Genomic DNA, 25122 nt, shown 5'->3' on the forward strand with positions numbered 1-25122 from the left:
CTGTCCCCTGCCCCTTATTCCGCTGCTTCCGCCGCGCGCGTCTTGGCCAGGGCGGAGCATTCCGCCATCGTGGCCGACGCACGTGCGATCGGGTTGGTCAGATAGAAATCGCTGATGACGTTGTGGAACGCTGCAGACGTCGCATTGCCGCCGAGACCGGCCAGCTTTTCGACATCAGCGGCATCGCCAGTGGCGATTGCATCGATTTCCGCCAGATGCGGATGCGCTTCATATAGCTTGGCGCGCAGTTCACCGAGCGAGTCGAACGGCAGCGTCTGGCCCAGTGCGGCAGACAGCGCACGCAGGATTGCCCAGTCTTCGCGAGCGTCCCCGGGAGGGAAGCCAGCCCGGTCGCCCATCTGAACACGGCCTTCCGTGTTGACGTAGGTCGCGGACTTTTCCGTGTAGGCAGCGCCCGGCAGGATCACGTCGGCGCGATGTGCACCGCGGTCGCCGTGGGTACCCTGGTAAACCACGAAAGCGCCTTCCGGAATTTCGACTTCATCAACGCCAAGCAGGAACAGGACATCCATGCCGTTTTCGGCAAGGATCTGGCCCGTCGATTGACCGCCCTCACCCGGAACGAAGCCGATGTCGAGCGCGCCGACCTGGGCAGCTTCCGTGTGCAGGATGTTGAAGCCGTTCCAGCCGTCCTTGATGGCGCCGAGTTTCTTGGCGGCATCAGCGAGCATGGCAAGCACTGCTGCGCCGTCCGGACGATTGAGCGCACCTTGGCCGATGATGAACATCGGACGTTCTGCTTTCGCCGGAGCATGGTCCAGCAATGCCTTGACGCTGTCAGGGCCTGCGCCGAGATAGGTCACCGGATAGGTCAGGTCGGCGTTCTGGCCGACGAGCCCGATGGTAACGTCGCCGCGGGTCCAGCGCTTGCGGATGCGGGCGTTGAGTACAGGCGCCTCGATACGCGGGTTGGTACCGATCAGGATGATCGCGTCGGCATCCTCGATGCCTTCGACCGTCGAGTTGAACAGGTAGCTGGCGCGGCCGTTCTTCGGGTCAAGCGGGGAGCCCGGATAGCGGCTGTCGATGTTCTTCACACCAAGGCTGTCCATCAGGCTCTTGAGAGCGAACATTTCCTCGACACCGGAAAGCTGGCCGGCGAGCGCGCCGATCTTCTCCGGAGCTGTTGCCTTGACCTTGTCTGCTATGATCTGGAAAGCTTCTGCCCAGGACACCGGCTGCAACTTGCCGTTCTTCTTGGCATACGGCCGGTCGAGCCGCTGGGTCTTCAGACCATCCCAGATGTAGCGGGACTTGTCGGACAGCCATTCCTCGTTTACCGCCTCGTTGAGACGCGGCATCACGCGCATGACTTCCTTGCCGCGCGTGTCGACGCGGATCGCCGAGCCGAGCGCGTCCATGACGTCGATGCTCTCGGTCTTGGTCAGTTCCCACGGACGGGCATGGAATTCGTAAGGCTTGTGGGTCAGCGCGCCAACCGGGCAAAGGTCAGCAACGTTGCCCTGCATTTCTGACGAAAGAGCCGCTTCCAGATAGGTGGTGATTTCCGCGTCTTCGCCGCGGCCAATCAGACCCATGTCGGCCACACCGCAGACTTCCGTAGTGAAACGGACACAGCGCGTGCAGTGAATGCAGCGGGTCATGATCGTCTTGATCAGCGGACCGATCTGCTTGTTCTGAACCGCGCGCTTGTTCTCGTGGAACCGGGAACCATCGACGCCGTAGGCCATCGCCTGGTCCTGAAGGTCGCATTCACCGCCCTGGTCGCAGATCGGGCAATCCAGCGGATGGTTGATCAGGAGGAACTCCATCACACCTTCACGGGCCTTCTTGACCATCGGGCTCTTGGTTTCAACTACCGGCGGTTCGCCGTTCGGGCCCGGACGCAGGTCCTTGACCGACATGGCGCAGGAGGCGGTCGGCTTGGGCGGGCCGCCCTTCACTTCCACCAGACACATGCGGCAGTTGCCGGCAATCGACAGCCGGTCGTGATAGCAAAAGCGCGGAACCTCGGCGCCCGCTTCTTCACATGCCTGAAGCAGCGAGTAGTCCGCCGGGACGTCTACCTCTTTGCCGTCGATGATCAGTTTTGTCATCGCCTGCTCTCCAAATCCCGTTCCGCGTTACTCGGCTGCGACCATCGCCGCAGGCTTTGCCTTGGCGACATAGTCATCGATACGTGCCTCGATCACATGTCTGAAATTCTTGATCAGACCCTGGATCGGCCAGGCGGCCGCATCACCGAGCGCACAAATGGTGTGGCCTTCGACCTGCTTGGTCACATTGAACAGCATGTCGATTTCTTCGTAGGACGCCTCGCCCCTGACCATGCGCTCCATGACGCGCCACATCCAGCCGGTTCCCTCCCGGCAGGGTGTACACTGTCCGCAGCTCTCATGCTTGTAGAAATAGCTCAAGCGGGCGATTGCCTTGATGATGTCTGTGGACTTGTCCATGACGATCACGGCGGCGGTGCCAAGGCCCGAGCCCAGACCGCGCAGCGTGTCGAAGTCCATCGCGGTGTCCTTGATCTGCTCTGCCGTCAGACAGGGCACGGACGAACCGCCCGGGATCACCGCGAGAAGATTGTCCCAGCCACCGCGAATACCGCCGCAATGCTTCTCGATCATCTCGGAGAACGGGATGCCCAGTTCTTCCTCGAAGGTCGAGGGCTGATTGACGTGGCCGGAGACGCAGAAGAGCTTGGTGCCGGTGTTGTTCGGCTTGCCGAGACCGGCGAACCAGCCACCGCCACGACGCAGGATGGTCGGTGCAACGGCGATTGATTCCACGTTGTTCACGGTCGTCGGGCAGCCATAGAGACCGACGTTGGCCGGGAACGGAGGCTTCAGGCGCGGCTGACCCTTCTTGCCTTCAAGGCTTTCCAGCAGAGCCGTTTCCTCGCCGCAGATATAGGCGCCGGCACCGTGGTGAACGTAGATGTCGAAATCGTAGCCGTTCTTGTTGTTCTTGCCGATCAGACCGGCGTCATAGGCCTGGTCGATCGCAGCCTGCAGGCGCTCGCGTTCACGGATGAACTCGCCGCGCACGTAGATATAGGCGGCAATCGCACCCATGGCGAAACCGGCAACCAAGCAGCCCTCGACCAGCGTATGCGGATCGTGGCGCAGGATCTCGCGGTCCTTGCAGGTGCCCGGCTCGGATTCGTCGGCGTTGACCACGAGGTAGGCCGGACGGCCATCGGATTCCTTCGGCATGAAGGACCACTTCAGGCCGGTCGGGAAGCCTGCGCCGCCACGTCCGCGAAGACCGGAAGCCTTCATTTCCTCGATGATCCAGTCGCGGCCCTTGTCGAGCAACGCCTTGGTGTTGTCCCACTGGCCACGCTTCCGGGCGCCTTCAAGGCCCCAGTCGTGAAGACCGTAGATATTGGTGAAGATCCGATCCTGATCTTTCAGCATCTCTTCCCCCTTACCCTTCGTTCTTGCTCGAGGGCACATTGCCCTTGGCAACGCGCTTGGAGAATTCGGTTTCCCCGCCGGAAGCGAGGGTCTTGGCCTGTTCGATCCAGCCGTCGCGCTCGATGCGGCCCTTGAACTTAAGGCGGCTGTCGACCCATGCGACTTCCTCGGCGGTCCAGGCAGCAACCTGGTCGAAGTGGAAGAAGCCGAGCTCGTTCAGCGTTGCCTCAAGCTTCGGACCGACGCCCTTCAGTTGCTTCAGGTCGTCGGCCTTGCCGCCGCGCGCTTCCTTCAGGAGCTCGGGAGCCTTTTCGGCGACATCTGCTGCCGGCTCGGCCTTCGGCTTTGCCTTGGAAACAGGTGCCGGTTCGGAAGGCTTGGCAGCGGCCTTTTCGACCTTTTTCTGCGTGTCAGCAACGGCCGGGGCGGACTGCTTGGCAGCGTAGGCCGCCTTGACCTTGGCAACAGCGTCTTCGGCCGGGGTCGGAACGCCGTCGAAGTCGTTGCCACCACCATTGATCGACGCGCCCGCAAAGGCATGAGAGGCCTTTTCGTTGCCCTCGACCACATGCGGCACCGGCAGGACGCCCTTGGTGTCGTCGTCGATCTCGGTCAGGCTGGTCTGGCCACCTTCGGCCATGGAGAAGCGGCGGCCGTTCTGCGGACCGGGCGTTACTTCCTTGCCGGCGGCAATGTCGTCGATCAGCTTGTTAAAGCTGTCAGGCGTCAGGTCTTCATAAGTGTCCTTGAAGATCTGAACCATCGGGGCGTTGACGCAAGCACCCAGGCACTCGACCTCTTCCCACGAGAACATGCCGTCCTCGGAGATCTCGTGCATGTGCTTGGCGATGCGCGACTTGCAGATCTTGATCAGGTCTTCGGACCCGCGCAGCTGGCATGGCGTCGTGCCACAGACCTGGATGTGGGCCTTCTTGCCCACCGGCTGCAGCTGGAACATCGTGTAGAAGGTCGCCACCTCGAGAACGCGGATATGGGGCATGTCCAGCATTTCTGCGATGTAGCGGATCGCCGGCTCGCACACCCAGCCCTCGTTCTGCTCCTGTGCGCGCCACAACAGCGGAATGACGGCGGAGGCCTGCCGGCCCGCCGGATAGCGGTCGATCAGCTTCCTCGCCCACGCGAGGTTCTTCTCGGTGAACGCGAAGCTCTCAGGTTGTTCCGCGGCAAGTCTGCGAACCGCCATGGTGTTTTCCCCGTTTTGTTTCGGCGACCGGAGCTACCAGAAGCAGCTGCCAGGGTCGGAATGACTGAGTGGGCCGGCCGCTTAGCGGTCGACCTCACCGAACACGATGTCCATGGACCCAAGCACAGCCGAGACATCGGCGAGCTGGTGTCCACGGCAAACAAAGTCCATGGCCGACAGGTGGCTGTAGCCCGGCGCCTTGATCTTGCAGCGATACGGCTTGTTGGTGCCGTCAGCCACGAGATAGACGCCGAATTCCCCCTTCGGCGCCTCGACGGCGGCATAAACCTCGCCGGGCGGGACGTGATACCCTTCGGTGTAGAGCTTGAAGTGATGGATCAGCGCTTCCATCGACCGCTTCATCTCGCCGCGCTTGGGCGGAACGATCTTGCCGTCGGTGGCCGAAACCGGACCGGTTTCGACAGTCAGCTTTTCCAGGCACTGCTTCATGATGCGGACCGACTGGCGCATCTCTTCCATGCGGATGAGATAGCGATCGTAGCAGTCACCGTTCTTGCCGATCGGAATATCGAAGTCGAGATCGGCGTAGCACTCATAGGGCTGCGACTTGCGCAGATCCCAAGGCGCGCCGGACCCGCGAACCATGACCCCGGAGAAGCCCCAGGCCCAGGCATCATCAAGGTCGACAACGCCGATATCGACGTTGCGCTGCTTGAAGATGCGGTTGTCGGTCAACAGGCCTTCGATGTCATCCAGCGTCTGCAGGAACGGGTCACAGAAGTCCCAGATGTCATCGAGCAGATCGCGCGGCAGATCCTGGTGCACGCCACCCGGGCGCACATAGGCAGCGTGCATGCGCGCACCGCAAGCCCGCTCGTAGAACACCATCAGTTCTTCGCGCGGCTCGAACCCCCAAAGCGGCGGCGTCAGCGCGCCAACGTCCATGGCCTGTGTGGTCACGTTTAGAAGATGGGACAACAGACGGCCGATTTCCGAGAACAGGACGCGGATCAGCTGACCGCGCATCGGCACGGTGATGCCAAGCATCTTCTCAACCGCCAGGGCATAGGCATGCTCCTGGTTCATCGGCGCGACGTAGTCGAGGCGGTCGAAATACGGAACCGCCTGCAGGTAAGTCTTCTGCTCGATCAGCTTCTCGGTACCGCGATGAAGCAGACCGATATGCGGGTCGACACGGGTCACCACTTCGCCGTCCAGTTCCAGCACGAGACGCAGAACGCCGTGTGCCGCCGGGTGCTGCGGACCGAAGTTGATGTTGAAATTTCGAACCTGGGCTTCAGCCATGGAGCGCCGCCTTAATTCGTGGTTGCTTTTTCATCGCCCGGAAGCACGTAGTCCGTGCCTTCCCATGGCGAGAGGAAGTCGAAATTGCGCATTTCCTGGTTCAGGCGGACCGGCTCGTATACGACCCGCTTCTTCTCGTCGTCGTAACGCACTTCGACGTAGCCGGTCACAGGGAAGTCCTTGCGCAGCGGATGTCCGTCGAAACCATAGTCGGTCAGGATGCGGCGCAGGTCCGGATGTCCGGAGAACAGGATGCCGTACATGTCGTAGGCTTCGCGCTCGAACCATTCAGCACCCGGGAAAAGACCCGTGATCGACGGAACCGGCGTCACGTCGTCGGTCATGACCTTGACGCGGATGCGCTGGTTCTGGACCGGGGACAGGAAGTGGTAGACCACGTCGAAGCGCTTGTCGCGCGCCGGCCAGTCGACACCGCAGACATCCGTCAGGTTGACGAACTTACAAGAGCTGTTGTCGCGCAGGAAGCGCACGACGTCGAGAATATCCGACGGGCTGACAACCACCGTCAGCTCACCGAACTCCACGGTCCAGGACAAAAGCGAACTTCCCAGAGCATGCTCGATATGCTCGGCCAGTTCCTTCAGCGTCTCGTCCATGTCTTATGACCTCACTCCGTTGGAGCCCTCTGGAGGGGCGGCGCGCCGTCCCCCGGAATTTCAGTTCTAGCGTTCGATCGTGCCGGTCCGGCGGATCTTCTTCTGCAGCATCATGACGCCGTAGAGAAGCGCTTCCGCAGTCGGCGGGCATCCCGGGACGTAGATATCGACCGGGACGACGCGGTCACAGCCGCGAACAACCGAATAGGAATAGTGATAGTAGCCGCCACCGTTGGCGCACGAGCCCATCGAGATGACGTAACGCGGTTCCGGCATCTGGTCGTAGACCTTGCGCAGGGCCGGAGCCATCTTGTTGGTCAGCGTTCCGGCAACGATCATCACGTCGGACTGACGCGGGGATGCGCGCGGTGCGAAACCGAAGCGCTCGGCGTCATAGCGCGGCATGGACATCTGCATCATTTCAACTGCGCAGCATGCCAGACCAAAAGTCATCCACATCAGAGAGCCGGTACGGGCCCACTGGATCAGGTTGTCGGTGGAAGTGACCAGGAAGCCCTTGTCGGCCAACTCGTCGTTGACTTCCATGAAAAACGGATCATTCGCACCCACCGGCTTGCCGGTGTTCGGGTCGATGATGCCCTTCGGCTGCTGGGCGATGAGCGGGCCGGTTGTGGTCGTCAATCCCATTCCAGCGCTCCCTTTTTCCATTCGTAGATGAAGCCGACCGTCAGCACGCCGAGGAATACCATCATGGACCAGAAGCCGTACCATCCAAGGTCACCGAACTTCACGGCCCAGGGAAACAGGAACGCGACTTCGAGATCGAAAATGATGAAGAGGATGGACACGAGGTAGAAGCGAACGTCGAACTTCATGCGCGCATCGTCAAAGGCGTTGAAGCCGCACTCGTAAGCCGAGAGCTTTTCCGGATCCGGGTTCTTGTAAGCCAAGAGGAATGGGGAAACGAGCAGCGCGATGCCGATCACCAGCGCAATGCCGATGAAGACGACGATCGGGACATATTCCCGCAAGAGTTCTTCCATGTCTTTCGCGTCCTTGCATATGGAGGGCGGATCGGGAGGGAGACCCAGCCTTCAAGGCAGCACGGTATCTCAGGTTGGACACTCGGGATAGCGCACAGCCTGTCGGCGCGTGATCGGCCAACATGCGAAGGCACGCTTATCCCACGGTCCTCATCAACGCAAGACCCTTGCCAGTCAAAGAAATGACATGGTTCCGCCGGTTTTGATGCCCTGCCGCGTGAACCTTGCCTTTCAGGTCCTTGCTGATCGGTTGAAAACTTCTCATCCATCGGCACAAATGCGAGAAATCTTCGAAATTTCCTGCACAAGGAGAATCGCTCGGCACCCTCGCCCGACATTTATCGGGCCGTACTCGGCATTTAGGCCTAGGGCAAAAGTCTGAGCGGATAACCCGTACTTTGCAGAACGGTAAAATAGAAAAAGCGCACCGGACAGCCATGCGGCATACGGTCACGAATTCGTTGCTTTGTGGAGATATCCTGAAAAAACCGTAAGTGGCGCGAGTGACGGGGCTCGAACCCGCGACCTCCGGCGTGACAGGCCGGCACTCTAACCAACTGAGCTACACCCGCACACTTTACGGTATATTTGCGCCGACTTTCTCAGGAAGAAAGTGGCGCGAGTGACGGGGCTCGAACCCGCGACCTCCGGCGTGACAGGCCGGCACTCTAACCAACTGAGCTACACCCGCTTCGTTCGGCGACGTGGTGACGCCGTGAAGTGGCGCTGATGTACGGCGGCTGGGATTGGAAGTCAAGCGCTCTGCCTGTGCAAAAAACGCGTTTTTCCGAAAGCGTGGAAAATGCCCCCTCCCCGGAGCCCATGCAGCATACCTTCATTGTGGATAACCTATTGATCGCAAAAGGATTGGTTTTCGAAAAGAACGCTTCTGGACGCTTGTGAAGCCCCACGAACCGCGTTTTTCACGCTCACCTGAACATATATGTGAGCGGATTCGCCAGCAGCGCCTCCCAGCGGCGATGGCACGCCCTTCATCGATCCGAGTTTCACAAACTCATCGACTGACGCTCGGCACGAGAGCCGATTTTCCTGCCTGCACCCGTAAAAGAGGTAAATCTACCATCTACCCGTTCCCTGGCTTTTGAGGTCCTCTGCAACGGGACGCTCGGCGTCGGGGGGATTGATGTATTTGAAAGATATCGCACAACTCGTTGAGTTGCACTTCGACAGCCATGTTGCGTCAGCGCCAGACCAGGATCCGGGAACGCTCCATGCGGATATCCTTCCACTCATCCTGGGAGATCTGAGCGCACGGCGGGACAAATTTGCTCCCAGTGCAGCTACCCGCGGACCTGGCGTAGAGACAGAGGGCGAGGAAGACCTGATCAAGGTTCAAACCGAACTGGCCTCCAAGCTGCTTGAAAACCTGATTCAGTCACGCACCGGCCATGTGAACGACTAGCGTAGCTTCGTCTTGCCCTTGCCGGCCATCACTCCGCCGGAACGAGACGGCTTTCGCGCAACTGCCCCTCATGAACCAGAATGGGGACGGCAACGGCTGCGAACAGCGAGTTGATCTCCTTCAGGCTGCGCACCACTTCCATATGCGCATTGCTGCTCGCCAGGCTTTCCGGTGTCTTTTCGCGCAGTCTCGTCAGGTGACGGTCGTGACTGCCGCGCTCCAGCGCCCTCATCCTCTCCTTTTCTGAGATCAGTTCGCGCGCCGATTCCAGATCACTGGATATGAGAACGTTCAGCGCCAGCTGCATGTTGGCGAGCACTCGGTCATGCATGGTGATGAGCTCCGCCAGCCCCTCCTTCGAAAAACCGATATTGTTCCGCCTCAGATTCTCCGCCTGATCGAGCAAATTCTTGACGATCAGATCTCCTGCCCGCTCCAGATTGACCGCAAAACTGACCAGTTCCATGCTCCGCTCTGCCTCTGCCGCTGTCAGTTCAGCGCGGTTGACCTCTGCGATGTAAAGCTTGATAGCCGAGTGCAGTTCGTTGACCTGCCTGTCGAATCCCCTGAGCCGTGCAATCTCCTCCGGTCTGCCGCTCTCCAGGATTCCCATCACCGGGCCAGCCATGCCCATGACGAGTTCTCCCATGCGCAGCAGCTCGCGCGTCGCGCTCGCAAGCGCCAGCCTCGGAATATGAACGACGCGATGATCGAGTGCACTCGGATGTTCCAGGGCCTCCGCGATCTGATCGGAACTGCGCAAGGACTTGAGCCGGGCAAGCGCCCATGCAAGCGGCCGCGTCAATGGCAAGCAGATGAACAAGAGCGCGATATTGAACAGCACGTGCGCTGCGACGACCTGCTGCGCCGCCCCTCCCGGAACGAGGTGAAGCGGCAAATCGACCTGAGAAAACAGTATGATTCCGGCAATTGCACCAAGCAGCCGAAACACGAAATTTCCGAGTGGAAGCACCCGCGCGGACGAATCCATTCCTCTCGTCAGCCACACGCCTATGAGTCCCGCACCGACATTGATCCCAAGGACCAGCGGTACGGCTGCCTCTAATGGAAAACCTGCATTTCCGACAAAGGCAATGACCATGAGCACGGCGGCGACACTCGAATGCAGCACCAACGCAAGCATGGCACCAGCCACCATCGCAGTCAGCGGATCGCCCGCCAGGTAGCCGGCTATCTGTGGCATGAAACGCAACTGCTTCAGCGGTTCGGTCGCCTCTGCGATCATCTGCAATGAGAGCAGGATAAAGGCGATTCCGAGCATGATCCGCGCGCTCTGCCTGACTGCCCGCGACTCGAACTTCAGGAAGCACCATCCTCCGACGGCAAGCAGCAGCGGCACCAGCCAGCTAAGATCCAGAACCAGGAACTGTACCACCAGGGACGAACCCACGTCGGCACCGAGAAGCACCGCAAGACCGGCGGCTCCCGTCAGGAAACCCGACGCTGCAAAGCCGGCTGCCAGCATGGCAACGGCGGTTGAGCTTTGAAGCAGTATCGCCACGGACGCCCCGGCGAGCGCGCCCCTCACCGGCCCCGCAGATGCACTTGCAAGCAGACGTCGCAGCGCCGGGCCTGATGCGCGTTCAAACCCTGTACGCACCATGCGCACGGCGTAGAGCAGCAGCATCACCGCTCCGAACATTTTTACCAGAACCAACAGCGCCATGATCGTCTCGGAATTTCAGACTGAACTTCTATGTTTCACAGCCTAATATGAAGATTCTCGAAACCAAACGAAATCAAGACGCGCCCACGCATCCACACAATCGTGTCAGGAAAAGTATCCACGCACGAACGAGCGCAAGGCTGCAGATCACCTGGCCGCCCGCGTTGGGTCACCCGCATCAGGGTCGCGCTTAAGCGCAGAAAACCACGACTGCGCAATGCCGCTTCTGTCATTCAAAGATAAATTGGGAAAATGGTGGGCGATGAGAGACTCGAACTCCCGACATCCTCGGTGTAAACGAGGCGCTCTACCAACTGAGCTAATCGCCCTGAAGCGTCCGGGGTGGCCCCGGCGTTCGGTGAGACGGGTTCTAGGACCTTTCACCGGCCTTTGCAAGGAAAAGCCATCGACTTATCAACAAGAGCTGCCACGGCTTCGCGCAACGCTCCCGGACGCCGCGCACGCCCTGCCTGCCTCTGGAAACTCGAGAGGCATCTACAATGAAAAACCCCGCGCACTTTCGTGCACGGGGTTTGGCAATTCAGCCAGTGTAACTCCGGATCAGGAGTTGACGGCATCCTTGAGGCCCTTGCCGGCCTTGAACTTCGGCGTCTTGGAAGCCGGGATCTGGATCGTTTCACCAGTGCGCGGGTTGCGGCCTTCGGTGGCAGCACGCTCGGAAACGGTGAAGTTGCCGAAACCGATGATGCGAACTTCACCACCGCCCTTGAGGGTCTCGGTGACAGCTTCAAAGGTTGCGTCGACAGCTTCGCCTGCCTGAGCCTTGGTGAGGCCGGTCTTTTCTGCGACGGCTGCGATCAGATCGTTCTTGTTCATAGCAGATACCTTTCTAAGAAACGGCGGGTGGCCGACGATTCTCGTCAGCGCCGTTGCCGGAAAGTCGGGCGAAATGGCTTTCGATGCAAGCCATAATTTCGCAGAAAACCGCCATTTACCTGGGTTTTTCATAAGAAAAGCCCCGGCAAAGCCGGGGCTTTTCGATTTATGCAATGCAACATGCGTTGTCAGTGAGCGACAACGCCTGCCGATTCGTCTTCCGCGGCCTTTGCCTTGGCTGCCGCTTCGGCACTTGCCTCATCCCATTCGATGGGGTCCGGCACCCTGACCAGAGCGGTCTTGAGTACCTCTTCCATGCTCGACACGGGAATGATCTCGAGCGAGTTCTTCACGCTGTCCGGAATGTCGGTCAGGTCCTTGGCATTGTCTTCCGGGATCATGACGGTCTTGATCCCACCGCGAAGAGCCGCAAGGAGCTTTTCCTTCAGTCCGCCGATCGGCAGGACACGGCCACGCAGAGTGATCTCACCCGTCATCGCAACATCACGGCGCACCGGGATGCCCGTCAGTGTCGAGATGACCGCAGTGGCCATTGCGATACCGGCAGACGGACCATCCTTCGGGGTCGCCCCTTCCGGAACGTGGACGTGAATGTCCCGCTTGTCGAACAGCGGCGGCTCGATCCCGAAATCGACAGCACGCGAACGGACGTAGGATGCCGCAGCGGAGATCGATTCCTTCATGACATCGCGCAGGTTGCCCGTCACGGTCATCTTGCCCTTGCCCGGCATCATCACGCCTTCGATGGTGAGCAACTCGCCGCCGACTTCCGTCCAGGCAAGACCGGTGACAACACCGACCTGGTCTTCCGTCTCCGCTTCACCGTAGCGGTAGCGGGGTACGCCCAGGTACTTCTCGACAACTTCCTCGGTGACCGTGATGCTCTCCTGATCACTCATGAGGATGTCCTTGACCGCCTTACGGGCAAGGGTCGCCATTTCGCGCTCCATGTTACGCACACCCGCTTCACGAGTGTAACGGCGTACCACGAACCTCAGTGCTTCATCCGTGATCGAGAACTCGCCCTCGCGAAGGCCGTGGTCCTTCTCGGCTTTCGGGATCAGATGACGCCGACAGATCTCGACCTTCTCATCCTCGGTGTAGCCGGCGATACGAATGATTTCCATGCGGTCCATGAGAGGGCCAGGAATGTTCAGCGTATTCGCGGTGGTCACGAACATGACGTCTGACAGATCGTATTCGACCTCCAGATAGTGATCCATGAAGGAACCGTTCTGTTCCGGATCGAGCACTTCAAGGAGGGCCGATGACGGATCACCGCGGAAGTCCATGCCCATCTTGTCGATCTCATCGAGAAGGAAGAGCGGATTGGACTTCTTTGCCTTCTTCATCGACTGGATGACCTTACCGGGCATCGAACCGATGTATGTCCGGCGATGACCACGGATCTCGGCCTCATCGCGCACGCCGCCGAGCGACATGCGGACGAACTCACGCCCCGTCGCCTTGGCGATGGACTTGCCAAGCGAGGTCTTGCCGACGCCAGGAGGACCGACGAGGCAGAGGATCGGACCCTTCAGCTTGTTCGCACGCTTCTGCACGGCAAGGTATTCGACGATACGTTCCTTGACCTTTTCGAGGCCGTAGTGGTCGGTATCGAGCACCTTTTCCGCAAGCTCGAGGTCATGCTTGACCTTGCTCTTCTTGCCCCACGGAATGCCGACAAGCCAGTCCAGATAGTTGCGCACGACGGTCGCCTCGGCGGACATCGGGCTCATCTGCTTGAGCTTCTTGATCTCGGCTGCAGCACGCTCGCGAGCTTCCTTGGACAGCTTGGTCTTCTTGATCTTTTCCTCAAGTTCGGCCACTTCGTCACGGCCGTCCTCGCTGTCGCCAAGCTCCTTCTGAATGGCCTTCATCTGCTCATTCAGATAGTACTCGCGCTGGGTCTTCTCCATCTGGCGCTTGACGCGCGAGCGGATACGCTTCTCGACCTGAAGGACCGAAATCTCGCTTTCCATCATGCCCAGGACGCGCTCGAGACGCTCGGACACGGAAACGATGCCGAGGATCTCCTGCTTTTCCTGGATCTTGATCGCCAGATGCGAGGCAATGGTGTCGGCGAGCTTCGAGTAGTCATCAATCTGATTGACTGCGCCGAGAACTTCCGGCGAGACCTTCTTGTTCAGCTTGACGTAGTTCTCGAACTCGGTGATGACCGAGCGGGCCAGAGCCTCGACCTCGATGTTCTCGCCATCTTTCTCGGGCAGAACCTCGGCGCTTGCCTCATAGTATTCGGCACGATCGGTGTACTCGTCGATGCGCGCGCGAGCGCCGCCTTCGACCAGAACCTTGACCGTATTGTCCGGCAGCTTCAGAAGCTGGAGGACGGTCGCAAGGGTTCCAACCTCATAAATCTGGTCCGTGTCCGGATCGTCATCGGCAGCATTCACCTGCGTCGCCAGCAGGATATGCTTGTCGGTGCTCATGACCTCTTCGAGGGCCCGAATGGATTTCTCGCGGCCGACAAAGAGCGGAACGATCATGTGCGGGAAAACCACGATGTCCCGCAGAGGCAGCACAGGATAGACGGACTTGCCGTCTTCGTTCGAAGAGCGGATTTCGGTTTCGCTCATTTCCATTCCTTTCTCTGCGCATCCCACCCCCCGGATTGTCCAGCGGTGCGAGATACTGACGGACGGCGGCAAACGGGAGGTGTTTGCAAGGTGCTGAACCGGATCACCCCATTGGGCATGATTGCGGTCCCCAAGGCCGTCGTGTTGTCCTATTAGGTGGACACCGGTCGCCCCACTGTCAAGGCAACGGCGCAAGTTCCCCCCAAAGGTTGCGCCAGCTTATCATTACGGTGGAAAACTGAAGGCTTTTCCAAGATTGAAACGAAAAATGCCGCCCGAGTGGGCGGCATTTTCTCATTCGCGTGATGACGCAATCAGGCGCTGGTCGCAGAAGATTCTTCGCGGTCTTCGTAGATGTACAAAGGACGAGCCTCGCCCTTCACCACCTCGGGCGAAATCACCACTTCCTTGACGCCTTTCAGGCCCGGCAGCTCGTACATGGTATCGAGCAGGATGGCCTCCAGGATAGAGCGCAGGCCACGCGCACCGGTCTTGCGCTCGATTGCCTTGCGGGCAATCGCCTTCAGAGCTTCATCGTGGAAGGTCAATTCGACGTTTTCCATCTCGAACAGGCGCTGATACTGCTTGACCAGAGCATTCTTCGGCTCGGTCAGGATCGTCACCAGAGCTTCTTCATCGAGGTCTTCCAGTGTCGCGATGACCGGCAGACGACCGACGAATTCCGGGATCAGGCCGAACTTCAGCAGATCTTCCGGCTCCATGACGGAGAACAGTTCGCCGATACGGCGATCTTCAGGCGCGTGCACCTGTGCCTTGAAGCCGATGGAAGTCTGGGTTCCGCGATCCGAGATGATCTTGTCGAGACCTGCAAACGCACCACCGCAGATGAACAGGATGTTGGTCGTGTCCACTTGCAGGAATTCCTGCTGCGGGTGCTTGCGGCCACCCTGCGGCGGCACGGAAGCCACGGTGCCTTCCATGATCTTCAAGAGGGCCTGCTGAACGCCCTCGCCCGACACGTCGCGGGTGATCGAAGGATTGTCCGACTTGCGGCTGATCTTGTCGACCTCATCGATGTAGACAATACCGCGCTGAGCGCGTTCCACATTGTAGTCGGCGGACTGCAGAAGTTTCAGAATGATGTTCTCGACATCCTCGCCCACATAGCCGGCTTCGGTCAGCGTGGTCGCATCGGCCATGGTGAACGGCACGTCGAGGATGCGCGCCAGCGTCTGGGCCAGGAGCGTCTTGCCGCAGCCGGTCGGACCGACGAGCAGGATGTTCGACTTCGCCAGTTCCACGTCGTTGTTCTTGGAAGCGTGGTTCAGGCGCTTGTAATGGTTGTGAACGGCAACCGACAGGACCTTCTTCGCGCTGTTCTGCCCGATGACATAGTCGTCGAGGACATTGCGGATTTCCTGAGGCGTCGGGATACCATCACGGGACTTCACCAGCGAGGACTTGTTCTCCTCGCGAATGATGTCCATGCACAGCTCGACACATTCATCGCAAATGAAAACAGTCGGGCCGGCGATCAGCTTGCGCACTTCATGCTGACTCTTACCGCAGAACGAGCAGTAAAGGGTATTCTTGGAGTCGCTGCCGCTGGCCTTGGTCATTTATTCAACCCCGCGTACTTTAGGAGGACAAGCGCCTCCTTACCTTTCAAGATCGAACCAAAATAAGGCATCTGGTTCGAATTTTCCGCCTAGGACCGATTTTACTCTTAATGGCGATCAATGTGACCATGCTTCGCCCGTAAAAATCAATATAGGTTTAAGGCGAAAGAGTAAAACGACCATATCTAGCGGTCACAAATGCCTGTCCACGGCTTTCCCGCAGACAGGCATAAGGATCACTTGGCTTCCGCGTCCGCCGCCAGGCTGGCGCGATCGGTGATCACGTTATCGATGATCCCGAATTCCTTGGCGCGATCGGCGCTCATGAAATTGTCGCGCTCAAGAGCCTCTTCGACAGCATCCAGGGACTGGCCCGTGTGCTTGACGTAGATCTCGTTGAGACGGCGCTTCATCTTCAGGATCTCCTGGGCATGCAGCATGATGTCAGCAGCCTGGCCACGGAACCCGCCGGACGGCTGATGAACCATCACGCGTGCATTGGGCAGCGAGAAGCGCATGTCTTTCTCACCGGCAGCCAGAAGCAGCGACCCCATGGAACAGGCCTGACCGATGCAGAGCGTGGACACTGCCGGACGGATGAACTGCATGGTGTCGTAGATCGCCAGTCCGGCAGTCACGAGACCGCCAGGCGAGTTGATGTAGACAGCGATTTCCTTGGTCGGATTTTCAGCTTCCAGGAACAGCAGCTGGGCGCTGATCAGGGTGGCCATGTGGTCTTCGACCGGACCCGTCAGGAAGATGATCCGCTCCTTCAGGAGACGCGAGAAGATATCGAAGGCCCGCTCGCCGCGGTTCGTCTGTTCGACGACCATCGGAACGAGAGTGTTCATGTAGATATCGACAGGATCCTTCATACCTCATCCATATTCTTTGAGACGGCCGTGGGCTCCACGGCCAGATACCGCCCTGTAGACGCCGGAACGAATCCAGGGCCTGACTCGAAAAAAGCGACACCCCATACATAGGGGATGTCGCCCTCAACGCAAAGACATGGCAGATGCGGCGTGAAGGCAAGGTTAAAGCCGGGGCCGCATCTGCTGATTTTTCGAAGGAAAACGCTTACGCCGCGTCGTCCTCATCGGCGACAAGCTTCTCAAGCTCTTCCTTGGTGACCGTCTTGTCGGTGACCTTGGCCAGCTCGAGCATGTAGTCGACGACCTTTTCCTCGTAGATCGGCGCACGCAGCGAAGCGAGAGCCTGCTGGTTGTTCTTGTAGAATTCGAACACCTGCTGCTCCTGGCCCGGGAACTGGCGGACGCGGTCATAAAGAGCGCGCTGCAGTTCTTCGTCGGTCACCTGGATCTCGTTCTTTTCACCGATTTCGGACAGGACCAGACCAAGGCGCACACGGCGCTCGGCGATCTTGCGGTAGTCGGCCTTCGCAGCTTCCTCGGTCGTACCTTCGTCTTCGAAGGTCTTCTCGTTGCGCTTCATGTCTTCCTCGACCTGGCGCCAGACTGCATCGAACTCGGAGTTCAGCAGGCCTTCCGGCAGATCGAAGGAGTAATGCTCATCGAGCTTATCCAGAAGCTGGCGCTTGACGCGCTGACGGGTCATCTGACCGAACTGGCTCTCGATCTGGCCGCGGACGATTTCCTTCAGCTTGTCGAGCGACTCAAGGCCAAGGCCCTTGGCGAACTCGTCGTCGATCTTGGCTTCGCCAGGTGCCGCGACTTCCTTGACGACGATGTCGAAGGTTGCCGGCTTACCAGCCAGGTGCTTTGCCGGATATTCTTCCGGGAAGGTCACTTCAACAACCTTCTCGTCGCCAGCCTTCACGCCGATCAGCTGATCTTCAAAGCCCGGGATGAACTGACCGGAGCCGAGAACCAGCTGGCCGTTTTCGTCGGCCCCGCCTTCGAAAGGCTCACCATCGATCTTGCCGAGATAGGACATGGTGACCCGGTCACCTTCCTTGGCCTTGCCCTTCTTTTCCTCGAACGGGGTGTTGTTCTTGGCGATCTCGGCGACCTGCTCGTCAACTTCGCTTTCCGGGATCTCGACAACCGGGCGTTCGATTTCGATGCCCTTGAAGTCGACGATCTCGAATTCCGGCAGGATGTCGTAGGACATGGAGAAGGACAGGTCGGCGTCGCCGGCCAGGATCTTTTCCGCTTCCTCATCCGGAAGGTCGATGGACGGGTTCAGGGCCGGACGCTCGGAGCGGTCCTCAATGGCCTTCTGAGTGGTTTCCTGGATGGTATTCGACAGGATTTCCGCCATGGCCTGACGGCCATACATCTTCTTCAGATGGGAAACCGGCACCTTGCCCGGACGAAAGCCCTTGATCTGTGCCTTGGACTTCATGTCCTCCATATAGGCGTCGAGCTTTGCAGCCAGATCACCGGCCGGAATTTCGATTTTCAGCTCTCGCTTGAGGCCCTCATTGAGGGTTTCGGTAACCTGCATGGGTTTGCTTCGTCCTCGGTCTGGAACGATCCGTTCCGGATGCTTGTTGTAAAAATTCGATCTCGGCGTCTCCCGGCGCCCGCCAGTCACGAAGGAGGCGATCAATCAGGCTACGCCGCGCCTCATGATAATCGCGAGGCGCACGATGGGAGCGCGATAAAGGGTGGGCCCGAAAGTGTCAAGGGGATAGGCCGATTTGCGGCTCTGTCTCTACGCTTTATCCGGCCTGAAACGCTCAGTATCGGTCTGGCATCAAGGCCACAGCCGATTTTGCGCTCACGGCGCGCGCAGCGCGATAGCGCAAGCAAGAATGGTGCGGATGGAGGGACTTGAACCCCCACGCCTTGCGGCACCAGAACCTAAATCTGGCGTGTCTACCAATTTCACCACATCCGCAGACGCCAGGGCCAGGCCCGGCGTCGAAGCGCGGCCTCTATAGCACCGGCTTCCCGACCGTCAAAGGGCCAAGCGGTTTTTTTCATGCTTTCCCGTCAGGCTTTTTCCACAAGCCGGGCGATTACGGGCCGAAGCGCGGAACCGAGATCCTCGGCAATCAGCCCCGGTCCCGCCTCGATCCCGGACGCACCATGCAGCCAGACTGCCATGCATGCTGCCTCGAATGCCGGCACAGACTGGGCGAGAAGTCCGGTGACGATCCCTGCAAGCACGTCACCCGAACCGGCCGTGGCCAGCCAAGGAGGCGCGTTGTCGTTGATCGCCGCCTGTCCCGAAGGATCCGCGATGACGGTATCCGGCCCCTTCAATATGACCACCGCGCCAGAGCGCTCGGCCGCCTTTTTTGCCCGCTCCAGTTTAGAGAGTTCCGCGAGATCGGGGAAAAGCCGCCTGAATTCACCATCATGAGGCGTCAGCACGACACTGGCTTCCCGCCCACGAATTTGCTCAAACAACGAAGCCGGGTCCTGCTGGAAACTCGTCAGCGCATCCGCGTCTAGAACCACGCAGGCACCGGATCCGAGAATGGCCATGACCGCGGTCGCGCAGCCCTCGCCGACGCCATAGCCCGGGCCAATTGCAACCGAGTTGAAGCGTCGGTCCTTCAGGAGATCTATAATATTTTCTCGATCCCTGACCGGACGCAGCATCACCGCCGTCAGATGCGCGGCATTGGTCATCAAGGCAGATGGAGGCGACGCGACCGTTACCAGTCCCGCACCAGCCCTGAGAGCCGCCGCCGCAGCAAGGCGCGCCGCGCCAGTGGAATGCATCGGCCCCGAGAAGACAACCGCATGGCCGCGTTCGTATTTGTGACCATTGACCTGGGGGACAGGCCAGTGCCCCATCCACAGCCCCGGGAGATTTCGAGACGTTTGCGGCCTGATATCGCTCAGAACGTCATCCGGGATCCCGATATCGACACACTTTACCTCACCGCGTAGCGCGCGCCCCGGGTAAAGCAGGTGCCCGGGCTTGAGCCGGAAGAAAGTGATGCTTTTTTTGGCATGCACCGAGGCACCCATGACCTGGCCGGTTGCGCCATTGACACCGGACGGCAAATCCACGGAAAGAACATCGACACCGCTGGAATTGATCAACTCGACACAGTCAGCGGCCAGCCCCTCTAAGTGCCGGTCAAGCCCCGCTCCGAACATCGCGTCGATCACGAGCGCCGCCCCGGATAGGCTTTGCGACAGGCCGGCCAGGTCCACGGGCCGGGGTTCAAAGCCCATCTCCTGAAAGGCCTGGGCCGCATCACCCCTGAGTTTATCCGCCTCACACAAGAGCCAGACGTCCACCGGGTACCCATGACCTTTCAGGTATTTCGCGGCAACAAACCCGTCACCTCCATTGTTTCCCGGGCCAGATACGACGACCACCCTGCCCCCTGGACGGCACAGCGTTTCAGCGACCCGACCGACATGAGCTCCCGCTGTCCGCATGAGCTCTATGCCCGGAACACCACCGGCGATTGCTGTGCGGTCAGCCCTCCCCATCTCGTCGGGCGTCAGAAGTTCGATTGCGTCGGTTGAAAAATCGGTCACGAAACCGTCCCTTGAAACAATGGGAAATGATGGAACAACTTGGATCGATCGTAGTCTCATCCGAGCCCACATGCACTCCGTCGCGCATCGGAATTCAATGGATTACTGCCAGAAGGGAGAATGGACTGGATGAGCGGCCTTGGCCGTCTTGTCCGCGTTGGAAGCCGAGATAAATACAAATTTGCACATTTATTATGCGGACTGCATACTAATTATGCAAAAATTGCGAGCGACTTGACCTTGGCTTCGCTTACGCTGCTCTGAAATGCTCAATTTTCCGGCGTTTTGAGGCGTCAGCACCAATTGGCACGAGATGTGCTAACACCGAAGTGGAGTTCCTGGTCAAACCTGCCAAGGCACGACCAACCCGCCATCATTCATGGCCAAGAAATTTGGAGAGAGACGAAGGTGATGAAAAAGATCGAGGCGATCATTAAACCCTTCAAGTTGGATGAAGTTAAGGAAGCTCTCCAGGAGGTCGGCCTCCAGGGGATCACTGTAACGGAAGCCAAGGGTTTCGGACGCCAGAAAGGCCACACCGAACTCTACCGCGGCGCTGAGTATGTCGTCGATTTTCTGCCGAAGGTGAAAGTCGAGATTGTGCTCACCGGCGATATGGTGGAAAAAGCCGTCGAGGCGATTCGGTCTGCCGCCCAGACTGGGCGCATCGGTGACGGCAAGATCTTCGTTTCCAACATCGAGGAAGCAGTGCGTATCCGTACCGGTGAATCCGGCGAAGACGCCATCTGATTTTCTCCCCACCGGCCGCCAACGGCCAAACCCGGAATTCGATCCGCACGCACGTGAAAATTTCAAACGACGGCGTATCGAGACGAACCCTACTGATCAAATAAGTTAAAGGGATGGACAGTATGACCACCGCCTCTGAGGTCCTCAAGGAAATCAAGGAAAAGGACGTTAAATTCGTCGACCTGCGTTTTACCGATCCGCGCGGAAAGATGCAGCACGTCACGTTCGACGTTGCTCTCATCGATGAAGACATGTTCGCTGAAGGTACCGCCTTCGACGGTTCCTCGATTGCCGGCTGGAAGGCCATCAACGAGTCGGACATGATGATGGTTCTCGACCCGGAAAGCGCGCATATCGATCCGTTCTTCGCTCAGACCACCATGGCGATCTTCTGCGACATCGTCGACCCGATCACCGGTGAAGCCTACAACCGCGACCCGCGCATGACCGCGAAGAAGGCGGAAGCCTACGTGAAGTCCGGTGGCTTCGGCGACACCATCTTCGTCGGTCCGGAAGCTGAATTCTTCGTCTTCGACGACGTTCGCTTCGCAGCTGACCCGTACAACACGGGCTTCAAGCTCGACAGCTCCGAGCTGCCGACCAACATGGATGCTGAATACGAAACCGGCAACCTCGGCCACCGCGTCCGCACCAAGGGCGGCTACTTCCCGGTTCCGCCGATCGACAGCTGCCAGGACATCCGTTCTGAAATGCTTTCCGTCATGGCCGAAATGGGCGTTCCGACCGAAAAGCACCACCACGAAGTGGCGTCCGCTCAGCATGAGCTCGGCATGAAGTTCGACACGCTGACCAAGTGCGCCGACAACATGCAGATCTACAAGTACGTCGTGCACCAGGTTGCTCACGCTTACGGCAAGACCGCGACGTTCATGCCGAAGCCGGTCTTCGGTGACAACGGCACTGGCATGCACTGCCACCTGTCCATCTGGAACGACGGCAAGCCGACCTTCGCCGGCAACCAGTACGCAGACCTCTCCGAGACCTGCCTGTACTTCATCGGCGGTGTCCTGAAGCATGCCAAGGCCCTGAACGCCTTCACCAACCCGTCGACCAACTCCTACAAGCGTCTGGTCCCGGGCTACGAAGCACCGGTTCTGCTGGCATACTCCTCGCGTAACCGTTCGGCTTCCTGCCGTATCCCGTTCTCGTCCAACCCGAAGGCAAAGCGCGTTGAAGTCCGCTTCCCGGATCCGACCGCGAACCCGTACCTCTGCTTCTCGGCTCTGCTGATGGCTGGTCTCGATGGCATCAAGAACAAGATCCATCCGGGCGACGCCATGGACAAGAACCTCTACGATCTGCCGGCTGAAGAACTGGCCGAGATCCCGACCGTCTGCCGCACCCTGCGCGAAGCTCTCGAAGCAGTTGATGCGGACCGTGAGTTCCTCAAGGCCGGTGGCGTGTTCGACGACGACCAGATCGACGCTTACATCGAACTGAAGATGGAAGAAGTCGAGCGTTACGAAATGACGCCGCATCCGGTCGAATTCGACATGTACTACTCCGTCTAATCCTCCCAAGGATTTCGGAAACGGAAAGGCCGGGCATTCGCCCGGCCTTTTTGTTTTCCTCCGGAGAAGATCGAGAGCGACGTGGTCAGTCGCCGCCCCCATGCTCAACGATATCAAAGCCTTCGGCCGGCGTTGGAGCAACGAAATGCCGCGTGATTGCGTCGAACTGCTCATCGCTAACCGTGAATTCATGGCCGCCACCGGCATTGCGCGCCTGCAGCCGCGCCTTGCAGACATCGTCCGGAACATTCAGGTAGTGCAACGTGTGCTCGCATCCACTCGCGTCGATAACCTGCTTCATCCAGGCCCGGGTCTCCGGGGTGTTTGCCGGGAAATCGAGGACGACCGACACTCCGGCTTCAAGCAAGGCAACCACATGTGGAGCCATGACCTGCCGCAGGCGCCCGGAACAACGGACATAGTCCCTTATCGTCGCCATTTCAGGACCGAACAGCGATGCAAGCCATTCATCCTCGCTGATGAGTACATGACCCGGCTTGGAGGACACGTCTCGCGCCAGTGTCGATTTTCCGGCGGCGATCTTTCCTGAAAGAAGATGAAGAAATCCAGACAAGTTATTGTATCCAATTAAGTTCGAGCATTCTAACCTGGCCCGCTGCGCGCTTTGTCAGCGCCGGAACGCTGTCACCTCCAGCCATTCGCACGTTCTGGCTTCAGGGTCCGCATTTGCGAGAACGTCGGTCACGACTGCCACGCTGTCCGCACCGGCCCGAAGCGCCGCGTCTGCCCGTTCCGGCGTCATGCCCCCAATCGCAACGAGTGGCAGGGAGCCGGCCCTTTCCTTCCAGGTGGCAAGCCGGTCGATTCCCTGCGGGGCCCACTTCAACTCCTTGACCGTCGTCTCAAACACCGGGCCAAGCGCGATATAGTCCGGCTCTGCTGCCAAGGCGCGGTCCAGCTCGGCACCGTCATGGGTCGACAGCCCGAGCTTCAGGCCTGCGCTGCGGATAACCGCCAGATCGGCGTCATCGAGATCCTCCTGCCCCAGATGAACCCACGCGCAGCCTTCATCGATGGCCATGTCCCAGTAATCGTTGATGACCAGGGTCACTCCATGCTTGTCGGCCGCCCGCTTAGCATCGCGTATCTGCTGACGGATCTCAGCGGCCGGTAGATCCTTGAGCCGCAGCTGCGCCAGCTTAAGACCCAAAGGTCCGAGGCGATCAATCCACTCCGCCTTGTCGACGATCAGATAAAACGGATCCAGTTTCATGAAAGTGCTGCCTGTCGTTGGGATCGGTACTCGGAAAACGCAATGAGGCTCGGGAAATGACGGCAATCCGGCTGCCCTGTCAATCCGGGACGAAAAGCACGTGAGAACGACCGCATTCCACCTCCCCAAGGTCAGTGAACAGATTGCCTCGCCCCCTTTCGGTGTTTCAGGAACTTTTTTGCCATTGCCCCGTGAAATCTGCCACGACATCCGATATAGCGGGCGAAACGCAAATACTGACGGCCATTTGGGCTGCCTGAGCACGACACGGAACCGGTGATGAGCGAATTCAAGTCAGAGTTTTTGAAAGTCCTCTCCGAGCGCGGATTCATTCATCAGATCTCCGACCCGCAGGGTCTGGACGAGCTGTGCGCGAACGAGACCGTGACGGCCTACATCGGCTTTGACTGCACCGCCCCGAGCCTCCATGCCGGGTCCCTCGTTCCGATCATGATGCTTTACTGGTTCCAGCAGACCGGTCACCGGCCGATCGCCCTGATGGGCGGCGGAACCACCCGCGTCGGCGACCCCTCCGGCAAGGATGAAAGCCGCAAGCTGCTGACCGAAGAGACCATCGAGGAAAACAAGGCCGGCATCCGCAAGGTCTTCGAAAAGCTGCTGACGTTCGGCGATGGTCCGACCGACGCCATCATGATGGACAACGCCGAGTGGCTGCTGAAGCTGAACTACGTCGACTTCCTGCGCGAAATCGGGAGACATTTCTCCGTCAACCAAATGATCCAGCGCGACAGCGTGCGTCTTCGCCTCGAGCGAGAACAAAACCTGTCGTTCCTGGAATTCAACTACATGCTGCTGCAGGGCTACGACTTCCTGGAGATTTACCGGCGTACGGGTTGCCGACTGCAGATGGGTGGCTCTGACCAGTGGGGAAACATCCTCTCCGGCACCGACCTTGTACGCCGCCTGGAAGAAACGACTGCCTTCGCCCTGACATCGCCGCTGCTGACCACGGCATCGGGAGCGAAGATGGGCAAGACCGCCGCAGGTGCAGTCTGGCTCAACGAGGAGCAGCTTTCGGCCTATGACTATTGGCAGTACTGGCGCAACACGGAAGACGCCGACGTCGAGAAGTTCCTGAAGCTCTTCACCATTCTACCGATGGATGAGATCAAGCGCCTCGCGAACTTGGAAGGCGCTGAGATCAACGAAGCCAAGAAGGTTCTGGCCACCGAGGCGACGACGTTGATTCATGGCCGCGAGAAGGCGGAAGCCGCTGCGGAGACAGCCCGAAAGGCCTTCGAGGAAGGTCAGTCTGCGGAAGGCCTGCCGACCGTTGAAGTTGCAAAATCCGACCTCGATGCCGGCATCGGCATCCTCAATGCCTTTGTGACCGCCGGGCTTTGCGCCTCAAACGGCGAGGTGCGCCGCAACATCAAGGGCGGTGCCGTCAAGATCAACGACAAGGCAGAGCAGAGCCACGAGCGCGAACTGACCTCGGGCGACCTGACCGAAGAGGGCATCATCAAGCTCTCGCTTGGCAAGAAGAAGCACGTTCTGCTGAAGCCGGTCTAG

At 59.2% G+C, this 25122-nt stretch carries 20 protein-coding genes and 4 tRNA genes; 4 read left to right on the forward strand and 20 right to left on the reverse strand.

The window, feature by feature from the left end:
* Nucleotides 1-14: 14 nt before the first annotated feature.
* From nuoG to ACN0SY_RS17805, 9 genes are all read right to left on the reverse strand, one after another.
* Entirely contained in the window at nucleotides 15-2078 is a 2064-nt protein-coding gene (nuoG, locus tag ACN0SY_RS17765; protein WP_417689528.1) for an NADH-quinone oxidoreductase subunit NuoG, read from the reverse strand.
* Between the two features lie 27 nt (nucleotides 2079-2105).
* Nucleotides 2106-3404, reverse strand: coding sequence for an NADH-quinone oxidoreductase subunit NuoF (gene nuoF, locus ACN0SY_RS17770; protein ID WP_417672377.1), 1299 nt, complete (start codon nucleotides 3402-3404; stop codon nucleotides 2106-2108).
* 10 nt (nucleotides 3405-3414) lie between these two features.
* The gene (locus tag ACN0SY_RS17775; RefSeq protein ID WP_417689530.1) at nucleotides 3415-4608 is read right to left on the reverse strand and encodes an NADH-quinone oxidoreductase subunit E; all 1194 of its coding nucleotides are present in this window, start codon (nucleotides 4606-4608) and stop codon (nucleotides 3415-3417) included.
* Nucleotides 4609-4689: 81 nt separating this feature from the next.
* On the reverse strand, nucleotides 4690-5874 hold the full coding sequence (locus tag ACN0SY_RS17780) for an NADH-quinone oxidoreductase subunit D (RefSeq protein WP_417689532.1): 1185 nt from the start codon (nucleotides 5872-5874) through the stop codon (nucleotides 4690-4692).
* Nucleotides 5875-5885: 11 nt separating this feature from the next.
* Complete coding sequence (locus ACN0SY_RS17785) at nucleotides 5886-6491, reverse strand: NADH-quinone oxidoreductase subunit C (RefSeq protein WP_417689534.1); 606 nt, start codon at nucleotides 6489-6491, stop codon at nucleotides 5886-5888.
* Between the two features lie 66 nt (nucleotides 6492-6557).
* The gene (locus ACN0SY_RS17790) at nucleotides 6558-7139 is read right to left on the reverse strand and encodes a NuoB/complex I 20 kDa subunit family protein (RefSeq protein ID WP_417689536.1); all 582 of its coding nucleotides are present in this window, start codon (nucleotides 7137-7139) and stop codon (nucleotides 6558-6560) included.
* A complete protein-coding gene (locus tag ACN0SY_RS17795; protein ID WP_417672373.1) occupies nucleotides 7130-7495 on the reverse strand; it encodes an NADH-quinone oxidoreductase subunit A in 366 nt (121 codons plus the stop codon). Before ACN0SY_RS17795 ends, ACN0SY_RS17790 begins: the two co-directional genes overlap by 10 nt.
* A gap of 495 nt (nucleotides 7496-7990) precedes the next feature.
* Nucleotides 7991-8067, reverse strand: a tRNA-Asp gene (locus tag ACN0SY_RS17800).
* Nucleotides 8068-8109: 42 nt separating this feature from the next.
* Nucleotides 8110-8186, reverse strand: a tRNA-Asp gene (locus ACN0SY_RS17805).
* 453 nt (nucleotides 8187-8639) lie between these two features.
* Here ACN0SY_RS17805 and ACN0SY_RS17810 point away from each other — a divergent pair.
* The gene (locus tag ACN0SY_RS17810; RefSeq protein WP_417689538.1) at nucleotides 8640-8918 is read left to right on the forward strand and encodes a hypothetical protein; all 279 of its coding nucleotides are present in this window, start codon (nucleotides 8640-8642) and stop codon (nucleotides 8916-8918) included.
* Between the two features lie 28 nt (nucleotides 8919-8946).
* On the opposite strand, the gene ACN0SY_RS17815 is transcribed toward ACN0SY_RS17810, so the two are convergent.
* From ACN0SY_RS17815 to ACN0SY_RS17855, 9 genes are all read right to left on the reverse strand, one after another.
* Complete coding sequence (locus ACN0SY_RS17815) at nucleotides 8947-10605, reverse strand: Na/Pi cotransporter family protein (protein ID WP_417689540.1); 1659 nt, start codon at nucleotides 10603-10605, stop codon at nucleotides 8947-8949.
* Between the two features lie 253 nt (nucleotides 10606-10858).
* Nucleotides 10859-10934: transfer RNA gene (locus tag ACN0SY_RS17820), tRNA-Val, on the reverse strand.
* 232 nt (nucleotides 10935-11166) lie between these two features.
* Complete coding sequence (locus ACN0SY_RS17825) at nucleotides 11167-11442, reverse strand: HU family DNA-binding protein (RefSeq protein WP_417689542.1); 276 nt, start codon at nucleotides 11440-11442, stop codon at nucleotides 11167-11169.
* Nucleotides 11443-11630: 188 nt separating this feature from the next.
* The gene (gene lon / locus ACN0SY_RS17830; RefSeq protein ID WP_417689544.1) at nucleotides 11631-14060 is read right to left on the reverse strand and encodes an endopeptidase La; all 2430 of its coding nucleotides are present in this window, start codon (nucleotides 14058-14060) and stop codon (nucleotides 11631-11633) included.
* Between the two features lie 314 nt (nucleotides 14061-14374).
* On the reverse strand, nucleotides 14375-15640 hold the full coding sequence (gene clpX / locus ACN0SY_RS17835; RefSeq protein ID WP_417689546.1) for an ATP-dependent Clp protease ATP-binding subunit ClpX: 1266 nt from the start codon (nucleotides 15638-15640) through the stop codon (nucleotides 14375-14377).
* Nucleotides 15641-15876: 236 nt separating this feature from the next.
* On the reverse strand, nucleotides 15877-16515 hold the full coding sequence (locus ACN0SY_RS17840; RefSeq protein ID WP_417689548.1) for an ATP-dependent Clp protease proteolytic subunit: 639 nt from the start codon (nucleotides 16513-16515) through the stop codon (nucleotides 15877-15879).
* 205 nt (nucleotides 16516-16720) lie between these two features.
* Nucleotides 16721-18070, reverse strand: coding sequence for a trigger factor (tig, locus tag ACN0SY_RS17845; RefSeq protein ID WP_417689550.1), 1350 nt, complete (start codon nucleotides 18068-18070; stop codon nucleotides 16721-16723).
* 311 nt (nucleotides 18071-18381) lie between these two features.
* Nucleotides 18382-18466: transfer RNA gene (locus ACN0SY_RS17850), tRNA-Leu, on the reverse strand.
* Between the two features lie 95 nt (nucleotides 18467-18561).
* Nucleotides 18562-20025: an NAD(P)H-hydrate dehydratase gene (locus ACN0SY_RS17855; RefSeq protein WP_417689733.1), complete on the reverse strand. Its 1464-nt coding sequence runs from the start codon at nucleotides 20023-20025 to the stop codon at nucleotides 18562-18564.
* Nucleotides 20026-20484: 459 nt separating this feature from the next.
* Here ACN0SY_RS17855 and ACN0SY_RS17860 point away from each other — a divergent pair, with 459 nt between their 5' ends.
* Together ACN0SY_RS17860 and glnA are read left to right on the forward strand one after the other, a co-directional pair.
* Nucleotides 20485-20823: a P-II family nitrogen regulator gene (locus ACN0SY_RS17860; RefSeq protein WP_153768889.1), complete on the forward strand. Its 339-nt coding sequence runs from the start codon at nucleotides 20485-20487 to the stop codon at nucleotides 20821-20823.
* 122 nt (nucleotides 20824-20945) lie between these two features.
* Nucleotides 20946-22355, forward strand: coding sequence for a type I glutamate--ammonia ligase (gene glnA, locus ACN0SY_RS17865; protein ID WP_417689552.1), 1410 nt, complete (start codon nucleotides 20946-20948; stop codon nucleotides 22353-22355).
* Between the two features lie 85 nt (nucleotides 22356-22440).
* Here the strand turns inward: glnA and ACN0SY_RS17870 are convergent, their stop codons facing one another.
* Nucleotides 22441-22929, reverse strand: a complete 489-nt coding sequence (locus tag ACN0SY_RS17870; RefSeq protein WP_417689554.1) for an AAA family ATPase — start codon at nucleotides 22927-22929, stop codon at nucleotides 22441-22443.
* Nucleotides 22930-22983: 54 nt separating this feature from the next.
* Entirely contained in the window at nucleotides 22984-23589 is a 606-nt protein-coding gene (locus ACN0SY_RS17875; protein WP_417689556.1) for a thiamine phosphate synthase, read from the reverse strand.
* A 279-nt stretch (nucleotides 23590-23868) separates the two neighbouring features.
* On the opposite strand from ACN0SY_RS17875, the gene tyrS reads away from it, so the two are divergent.
* A complete protein-coding gene (gene tyrS / locus ACN0SY_RS17880; protein ID WP_417689558.1) occupies nucleotides 23869-25122 on the forward strand; it encodes a tyrosine--tRNA ligase in 1254 nt (417 codons plus the stop codon).

Origin of the sequence: Roseibium sp. (assembly GCF_048261595.1) — a bacterium.
Lineage (GTDB): Bacteria > Pseudomonadota > Alphaproteobacteria > Rhizobiales > Stappiaceae > Roseibium.

Bases quoted from the DNA above. Each gene is read 5' to 3' on its own strand.
- nuoG (WP_417689528.1), bottom strand. From the start codon at position 2,078: ATGACAAAACTGATCATCGACGGCAAAGAGGTAGACGTCCCGGCGGAC.
- nuoF (WP_417672377.1), bottom strand. From the start codon at position 3,404: ATGCTGAAAGATCAGGATCGGATCTTCACCAATATCTACGGTCTTCAC.
- ACN0SY_RS17775 (WP_417689530.1), bottom strand. From the start codon at position 4,608: ATGGCGGTTCGCAGACTTGCCGCGGAACAACCTGAGAGCTTCGCGTTC.
- ACN0SY_RS17780 (WP_417689532.1), bottom strand. From the start codon at position 5,874: ATGGCTGAAGCCCAGGTTCGAAATTTCAACATCAACTTCGGTCCGCAG.
- ACN0SY_RS17785 (WP_417689534.1), bottom strand. From the start codon at position 6,491: ATGGACGAGACGCTGAAGGAACTGGCCGAGCATATCGAGCATGCTCTG.
- ACN0SY_RS17790 (WP_417689536.1), bottom strand. From the start codon at position 7,139: ATGGGATTGACGACCACAACCGGCCCGCTCATCGCCCAGCAGCCGAAG.
- ACN0SY_RS17795 (WP_417672373.1), bottom strand. From the start codon at position 7,495: ATGGAAGAACTCTTGCGGGAATATGTCCCGATCGTCGTCTTCATCGGC.
- ACN0SY_RS17810 (WP_417689538.1), top strand. From the start codon at position 8,640: ATGTATTTGAAAGATATCGCACAACTCGTTGAGTTGCACTTCGACAGC.
- ACN0SY_RS17815 (WP_417689540.1), bottom strand. From the start codon at position 10,605: ATGGCGCTGTTGGTTCTGGTAAAAATGTTCGGAGCGGTGATGCTGCTG.
- ACN0SY_RS17825 (WP_417689542.1), bottom strand. From the start codon at position 11,442: ATGAACAAGAACGATCTGATCGCAGCCGTCGCAGAAAAGACCGGCCTC.
- lon (WP_417689544.1), bottom strand. From the start codon at position 14,060: ATGAGCGAAACCGAAATCCGCTCTTCGAACGAAGACGGCAAGTCCGTC.
- clpX (WP_417689546.1), bottom strand. From the start codon at position 15,640: ATGACCAAGGCCAGCGGCAGCGACTCCAAGAATACCCTTTACTGCTCG.
- ACN0SY_RS17840 (WP_417689548.1), bottom strand. From the start codon at position 16,515: ATGAAGGATCCTGTCGATATCTACATGAACACTCTCGTTCCGATGGTC.
- tig (WP_417689550.1), bottom strand. From the start codon at position 18,070: ATGCAGGTTACCGAAACCCTCAATGAGGGCCTCAAGCGAGAGCTGAAA.
- ACN0SY_RS17855 (WP_417689733.1), bottom strand. From the start codon at position 20,025: ATGGGGAGGGCTGACCGCACAGCAATCGCCGGTGGTGTTCCGGGCATA.
- ACN0SY_RS17860 (WP_153768889.1), top strand. From the start codon at position 20,485: ATGAAAAAGATCGAGGCGATCATTAAACCCTTCAAGTTGGATGAAGTT.
- glnA (WP_417689552.1), top strand. From the start codon at position 20,946: ATGACCACCGCCTCTGAGGTCCTCAAGGAAATCAAGGAAAAGGACGTT.
- ACN0SY_RS17875 (WP_417689556.1), bottom strand. From the start codon at position 23,589: ATGAAACTGGATCCGTTTTATCTGATCGTCGACAAGGCGGAGTGGATT.
- tyrS (WP_417689558.1), top strand. From the start codon at position 23,869: ATGAGCGAATTCAAGTCAGAGTTTTTGAAAGTCCTCTCCGAGCGCGGA.